Below are 6,000 nucleotides of genomic sequence, written 5' to 3'. Positions count from 1 at the left end.
CCACAACAAACCAATCAAAACAACGGCGTAGATTTTTTAGTAGGCGATGTAATTGTTTCTTTATGTAATGCGATTAATCCCGTGCTTTTTGAAGTTCGGGAATTAGCACACGTAACATATCCAGAATTTATTAAATGCAGACCTATTCCAAATGGTGATTATTTTTGTTGGTTAGCTGTGAATGAGATCCGTACAGCAACACCATCTGAACTCCAAGCCAACCGCCGTCTATCTAAAACTGAATTAGCACTTGCGGAGGTTTCATGAATAGTCAATTTAGAAATCAACAAGAGTACAAAGATACGCAGAGTATTCAATCTTTTTATGAACCTGCCTTAGAAATCCTGACTCAGTTGATTAACCGTAATAAAGACAATCTTCGTAGCAAAGGCTATGACGAAAATAATGCTGCAATTACTAAAGAGGAATTCGCTCAAGAAATGGCACGGCGTTTCCGTATTACCCAATGGCTTGCACATCAAGTTGCAACAAGTCTAATCAATGCCAATTTGATTAAGTCATTTGGCGGTTATGTGAAGTTGATGGAAGGTGAGCAATGAGCCATATCTTATCTATTCGTGGCATTGGTCAGCCGATAGCGTATTTCCCGAAATTATCAAAATATCTTGGTTGTGTTAATGCTGGAATCTTCTTAGGCCAAATGGTTTTTTGGTCTGATAAGACTGATAACCCACTCGGTGTTTATAAGACTTCAGAAGAAATTACTGAAGAAACAGGCTTGTCATATAAACAACAAGTCAGTGCACGAAAAAAGCTAGTGAGTCTTGGTTTAATTTCAGAAACGTATAAGCGTTTAGATCATCGTTTGTTTTTTAAATTTAATACTGAACGCTTTGATGAGTGGTTTTCTGAGGTGATTTTCGCGGAAGAACAAAAGGTCAATTCCCCAAATGCTGAAACAGAATTTCCCGAACTTCCCAAAGGTCATTTCGGGAACACCTCAAAAGTATGTTCGGGAACAGACCAAATAGTCGATCGGGAGCAACCAAAAGGTCAGATCGTTATACAAGAGAATACTACAGAGATTACTACAGATATACACACTCAAGAAAACGCACCCGAAAAAAACGAAATTTGTGAGCAGTGGAATCCTGATCTCGAATTCTTAAAAAACATTCTTGTTCAGACAAAATTCAGTAACCGAGCAGAAGAAATTTTATCAATGACTGATTTCCAATTTCACTTAGGAAATTTCAATGCTCATTGGGAAAACAAAACTTACCTCACTGAAAACCAAAAAACTCGAAAGTTTGCATCTTGGTTAATTCAGGAGTTCGAGAAATCAGAGCGTAGCGCGAAAGCGAAAACTCGTAGTTTTGAAAAACCATCTCGTAACGTCAACGATGCTTGGGATTCAATTCCACAGTTTCAAGGTGAAGTGGCTCCAGTTGAAATACCAGAGGATTTTGTATGAACGCTAAATTTTCTATGAGTTTCCAACAAGCGAAATCATTCTGCACTGAACACAATGTTCAAAAGGTTCAAGCAGGTCCTAATCAAATTTGCCCTGAGTGTGCAAAAAACCTTGTGAATCAGAAAAACCAAGAGCACCAAAAAACCGTAGATCAAAAAGTACGTGAATTACATTTTGCAGGGGCCATGATTCCAAATCGCCATGCTGAAAGTGGATTTAAGAACTACATAGCAAAAATATCTGGTCAAAAGAATGCTTTAGCGGAATGTATTGGATTTTCAAAATCAATGATTGCAGGACAGAAGCGTAATTTAATCATGTCGGGTAAGACAGGTACTGGTAAGACGCATTTGAGCTGTGCAACGGCTAGAACACTTTTGAACAAGGGTATCTATGTTCGTTACATCACTTCAGAAGATATGGCGAATGATATTGCAAATGCATGGAAGAAAGCGGATGACAGCGAAGCAAATGCGATTCACCGATTCACTGATACGGATTTATTAATTCTTGATGAATATGGCTTGCATGATCGTCATGAGAACAGATTGCAGTTAGTTCACAAGGTTTTGTATGCACGTTATGACGCTAAAAAACCAACGATGCTTATTTCAAATTTAACAGTGCAGCAGCTTAAGGAAGATTTAGGTGATCGTCTTTGGTCTAGGTTTCAACATGACGGACTCACAGTGGTTGAGTGTAATTGGGCAGATTCGAGAGTTGGGGGTGGGGTGTGAGTTTAATTCAAAAAGTTGGTGGTCTTGGTCAAGCACAAATTATCACAAGTGAGATTCTAACCAGAGCTTCTTGCCCGAATTGTTATTTCCCTGAAAAGAAAGTCTATGGCTTTGCTGATGCACATGATGATCAGATTTATTTCTTTGATGAAGAATCTTGTCAATTTTTTAATGTTGAAAATGCAAGTGAGCCGCTTGGTGAGTATGTGTTGTTGATTGATCTAAAAGTTGAGATTTGCGAGGTGGTGTCGTGAAAGAACTCAATAAAGCTTTTCTTTTCGTGTTCATGTTGATTGGTGCGGTTGTAGTGAAAGTTGGGGGTGGGGCATGAGCGCAACACTGGAAGACGTAATTAATTTTATTGAGTCTGCAAGCGATTCTGACTTAAGCACAATTGTAAGTGAAATAACTGAAAAAGGTTATGAGTACGAGTGCTACGAATGTGAAACGCATGAATGTGAAGAGTGTAGTTGTGACGAGGATATGAATGAAGAAAAGGAAAATTTCATCCGTCACTTGGCGCAGCGTCTCAATCAATTTGGCTTAGATGACATGCTTTCTGAGTTAGAAGAAGAGGCTCGTAGTTTTGGTATGTATATCAAGTTGAGGGCGGTGGCATGAGCATACTCAGTAAACAAATAACCTCCCAAGCACTCAGCATTGAGATTGATAAATTTTTAGATTCTGGCGGCCGTATTGAAGTGCTGCCTTTGGGATATTCATGTGAATTTTCAAATAATACTCAAGCATTAAAACCGACAGCAAAAATGCGAGCAATTATGTCTGCCTCTGTAGCTAGTGCTCATGCAAGAAAGGATCGCCCAGATGTTTTTGCTAGAGAGAAAGCAAGGGTTAGTGGACTTCTGCATTATCACGGAAAGCCGTGCAAGGTGTGTGGTGCAACATTACGTTATGTAAGTACAAATAATTGCTTTAGCTGTAACAAGGCGAGCGCATACAAACGCAGTCAAAGAATAAAAAAGGGAATCACTCATGATCAATGATGATTTTAAAACGCTTCGTGACAAGTTGAATGGCTCTATTGCTCACAGTGATGACGAGATGGAATTACAAGAACAATGGAATGAATTACATCGCCGTGCTGAAGAAGATGCGCTGAATGATGATGAGAATTGGGAGGTGTGCGGTGAATAAAAGACAAATAAAAAAACTTAATAAAAAATCTATGGATTTATTAATTGGATGCGGTTTGTGCCCCGAAGAAGATTTTGATCTCTTCTCAAATGATTGGATTATTTATGTAACTCATGAAGCTAGAGAGGAGTGTTGGACTGATGAAGTAGAGCCATTTGCTTATCTCACAGGTCTAGTTCAAGACACTTTGGTGGAATATATCGAAGTTGAAGATGATTCTGAATATGGCTTTCATATTGAGGAGTCTTGGACAAGAAATTCAAATCTTAGTGTGATTGATGTGTTTGCTATTTTCCGCAATACGTATGGATTGGAGGTGTGCGGTGGATTTAATTAATCGTTTGGGTGGGTATGAGCGAGCAAGCAAGATTGCTAAGTGCGAGTCGGGCGTAGTACATCCAACACAACAGTTACTTGACGCCTTGCTTCAATACCGCCGTGAGCACAATTTTTATGAGGCTGGGGATTTGATTGTTAAATGTGGAAGCATTCATCAAAAATCTAACTCCAAAAGTTTATGGGTCGTGGGTGCTGTTTTAAATACAACTATTCCATGTATTGAGGTTTCTCCGATTAATAAAAGTGGGAAGCCTATGCGTTGTAATTGTCAAATTGTTGTTTCGCAGCAATTTAGACATGCCACTCCTGAAGAAATCCAAGTAGGCAAAAGACTAGATCAAAATAAATGTTGGTCATGCGACAAACCATTCACTACCGAGCAACTCAAGTTGAATGATGGTTTCTGTATTTATTGTAATGCGGAGGTGTGTGGTGGGTGATTGTACGTTTTCAAGAGTCCAAAACGATTTAAGTGCGAATGTAGAGCATATTGTGGTCAATCAATACGGTAAAGTTCTACTAAGCAGATCATATTTTAAATGTAATGAAATATTATGCATTGTTGTATGGAAACAATGGTTAAACACTAGAACAATGGGGGGTGTTATGAGTTTAATTGAAAGCTTAGGAGGGTATGAAAATGCGCAAAAAGTTTATCTTAATAGACCTGAGCAAGATAATGATACCTATCCTAAATACTATTCAGTAACCAAAGATGAATACTTTGATGGCTGTGGGTATGGATGGTCAGTTAAGGAGAGTCGATGGATTGAGGTTATGGGATCATTACATGAAAAAGATCTAATCTCCATAAATACATTAGGAGAAGAGCTTGTTGAATATCGTAAGAGCAATAACTTTTATGAAATTAATGATTTTGTTGTCCTGGATCAGGGCGTTATTAATACATTGTTTCAAGTAGAAACAATTACATTAAAACAAAGTAGACCAAAAACATTGAAGTTTAATTCCATAAGTAATTATTCAGTAGGTAGGCAACTTATACGACATGCTACGGAGGAAGAAATTAAGGCAGGTAGGCGACTAGAAACGTTACATACTAAAAATAAAAATCATTTACTGAAACTTCAACATGAGTATAGAAGAGTGACTTTTGAAAAAAATCAACTAGAAAGAGATAAGAAAGAGCTTCAAATGGTTAGCGTTCAACAGTCTGAGTTGATTAAAGGTAATGAGCTTAAGATAAAAAAAATCAAAGATTTACTTCAAGTGTTGGTGGATGATAATTGCACAATTATGCGCCCAAGTATGGCTAATAAGATATTTGAAACCTTGCGAGGTGACAGTGACCAGCATCTCAATCACTGAATACAAAAAGAAGTATGCAAAACCACGGCGCAGTAAACGCCGTGTAGCTGTTAAGAAAGAACGTGTTGTTAGCGAAGGTGAAGCAACGCTTGCTCAGCAATTGAAGTCGTACAAGATCGAATTTGAGCAGGAATTTAAGTTTCATTCAACAAGACAGTGGAGAGCTGATTTTCACTTAGTAGACAAAAAGATTTTAGTTGAAGTAGAGGGCGGTATTTGGAGTAACGGACGGCATACCAGGGGAAAAGGTTATTTAGGAGATATGGAGAAGTATAACGCAGCAGTCATGTTGGGTTATCAGGTGATACGGTTTAGTACAGAGCAAGTGAAGTCAGGTTTAGCGATACAGCAGATTGAGAAGATGGTAGGGGATTTGGGGTGAATGCGATGTTGAAAACACAAACAATGGATTGGTCTAAATTTACAGCAGAAGAATGGCTTAAACAGTATGGTGCTTATATTCAAACCTGTCGCATGAAAAGCGGTAATGAACCTGATGATTTAAGTATTAATCAAATTTATTGGCTAGTATTAGAAAACAATAAAGATATGGCCAATAGAAGAAAGGATCAGTTGATTTGTGAAGTTAATGACTTTGAAGCTGAACAGGTGCGCAAGCTTATAGTTGATTTTCAAAAGTCTACAACTGTGTGTGATTCAGCTAAACGCGCCGTGATGTTATTTATTGAAAAGAATGTGCGTGGAATGTCTTTACGCCAGATGGGTGCTGAATTTTGCTTAGGAAAAACATCAATTGATGCGATGTTATATGCAGGTAAGTTTTATCTAGCTGGGCATGATAAAAGACTCAGAATTGATTAGGATTTGACTGTCCGGACAAGATATGGCATATTTCTGTTATAGTGGACGAAGTTATGGTAATTCACTAGTTATATTAAAGCCCATCGAAAGATGGGCTTTTTGCTTTGGGGAAAGCTATGTTTAAGTACTTTAAGTGTCTATTTGGTTTTCATGGGGCTACTGAAATCTACCACTGTAAGGATG

13 protein-coding genes are annotated in these 6,000 nt (G+C 38.1%); all 13 read left to right on the top strand.

The window, feature by feature from the left end:
- Positions 1-267: hypothetical protein (locus B9T31_RS17815; protein WP_086182238.1), on the top strand; the 267-nt coding region annotated here is incomplete at its 5' end.
- Positions 264-560 carry a hypothetical protein gene (locus tag B9T31_RS12290; protein WP_086182237.1) on the top strand — a complete coding sequence of 99 codons (297 nt, stop codon included), beginning with the start codon at positions 264-266 and terminating at the stop codon, positions 558-560. The genes B9T31_RS17815 and B9T31_RS12290, both read left to right, overlap by 4 nt.
- On the top strand, positions 557-1,435 hold the full coding sequence (locus tag B9T31_RS12285) for a hypothetical protein (protein WP_086182236.1): 879 nt from the start codon (positions 557-559) through the stop codon (positions 1,433-1,435). The genes B9T31_RS12290 and B9T31_RS12285 overlap by 4 nt, the downstream gene beginning before the upstream one ends.
- Positions 1,432-2,172: an ATP-binding protein gene (locus B9T31_RS12280; RefSeq protein WP_086182235.1), complete on the top strand. Its 741-nt coding sequence runs from the start codon at positions 1,432-1,434 to the stop codon at positions 2,170-2,172. The genes B9T31_RS12285 and B9T31_RS12280 overlap by 4 nt, the downstream gene beginning before the upstream one ends.
- Positions 2,169-2,426, top strand: coding sequence for a hypothetical protein (locus tag B9T31_RS12275; RefSeq protein WP_086182234.1), 258 nt, complete (start codon positions 2,169-2,171; stop codon positions 2,424-2,426). The genes B9T31_RS12280 and B9T31_RS12275 overlap by 4 nt, the downstream gene beginning before the upstream one ends.
- A 73-nt stretch (positions 2,427-2,499) precedes the next feature.
- Positions 2,500-2,793: a hypothetical protein gene (locus tag B9T31_RS12270; RefSeq protein WP_086182233.1), complete on the top strand. Its 294-nt coding sequence runs from the start codon at positions 2,500-2,502 to the stop codon at positions 2,791-2,793.
- Positions 2,790-3,176: a hypothetical protein gene (locus B9T31_RS12265; protein WP_086182232.1), complete on the top strand. Its 387-nt coding sequence runs from the start codon at positions 2,790-2,792 to the stop codon at positions 3,174-3,176. The genes B9T31_RS12270 and B9T31_RS12265 overlap by 4 nt, the downstream gene beginning before the upstream one ends.
- Positions 3,166-3,327, top strand: a complete 162-nt coding sequence (locus tag B9T31_RS17810) for a hypothetical protein (protein ID WP_171264750.1) — start codon at positions 3,166-3,168, stop codon at positions 3,325-3,327. The genes B9T31_RS12265 and B9T31_RS17810 overlap by 11 nt, the downstream gene beginning before the upstream one ends.
- Positions 3,320-3,664: a hypothetical protein gene (locus tag B9T31_RS12260; protein ID WP_086182231.1), complete on the top strand. Its 345-nt coding sequence runs from the start codon at positions 3,320-3,322 to the stop codon at positions 3,662-3,664. Before B9T31_RS17810 ends, B9T31_RS12260 begins: the two co-directional genes overlap by 8 nt.
- Positions 3,651-4,106 (top strand): hypothetical protein, encoded by a 456-nt coding sequence (locus B9T31_RS12255; protein ID WP_086182230.1) that lies wholly within the window; start codon positions 3,651-3,653, stop codon positions 4,104-4,106. Before B9T31_RS12260 ends, B9T31_RS12255 begins: the two co-directional genes overlap by 14 nt.
- A 166-nt stretch (positions 4,107-4,272) precedes the next feature.
- The gene (locus B9T31_RS12250) at positions 4,273-4,995 is read left to right on the top strand and encodes a hypothetical protein (RefSeq protein WP_139840921.1); all 723 of its coding nucleotides are present in this window, start codon (positions 4,273-4,275) and stop codon (positions 4,993-4,995) included.
- Positions 4,973-5,377 carry a DUF559 domain-containing protein gene (locus B9T31_RS12245; protein WP_086182228.1) on the top strand — a complete coding sequence of 135 codons (405 nt, stop codon included), beginning with the start codon at positions 4,973-4,975 and terminating at the stop codon, positions 5,375-5,377. The genes B9T31_RS12250 and B9T31_RS12245 overlap by 23 nt, the downstream gene beginning before the upstream one ends.
- Complete coding sequence (locus tag B9T31_RS12240; RefSeq protein ID WP_086182227.1) at positions 5,374-5,817, top strand: hypothetical protein; 444 nt, start codon at positions 5,374-5,376, stop codon at positions 5,815-5,817. The genes B9T31_RS12245 and B9T31_RS12240 overlap by 4 nt, the downstream gene beginning before the upstream one ends.
- Positions 5,818-6,000: the final 183 nt, after the last annotated feature.

Origin of the sequence: Acinetobacter sp. ANC 4558, assembly GCF_002135375.1 — a bacterium.
Taxonomy (GTDB): domain Bacteria; phylum Pseudomonadota; class Gammaproteobacteria; order Pseudomonadales; family Moraxellaceae; genus Acinetobacter.
This window is presented reverse-complemented; position numbering and strand designations above follow the sequence as displayed.